Annotated in this window: 1 protein-coding gene; it reads left to right on the forward strand. The window is 37.2% G+C overall.

Features of this window, described 5'->3' with window-relative positions:
* The coding region (locus FMM56_RS07130) for a methyl-accepting chemotaxis protein (protein ID WP_223811486.1) at nt 1–309 on the forward strand (309 nt) is incomplete at both ends.

A 309-nucleotide genomic window follows, 5' to 3' on the forward strand; every position in this document is an offset into this window, starting at 1 on the left:
TTCTTCTATGCAAAATGTTTCTATGAAAACAGGAGATGTTATAACTCAAAGCGAAGACATTAAAAATGTAACTGGCATAATAGGAGATATAGCTGACCAAATCAATCTCTTAGCCTTAAATGCAGCCATTGAAGCAGCAAGGGCTGGAGAGCATGGTAGGGGCTTTGCAGTAGTAGCTGATGAGGTTAGAAAACTAGCTGAAAGAACTCAAAAGTCTTTAAGTGAGATTGAAGCTAGTGCAAATTTACTTGTTCAATCCATTAACGATATGGCAGAAAGTATCAAAGAACAAACTGCTGGTATTACTCA

The organism is Campylobacter sp. LR264d (assembly GCF_008633895.1).
GTDB lineage: Bacteria > Campylobacterota > Campylobacteria > Campylobacterales > Campylobacteraceae > Campylobacter_D.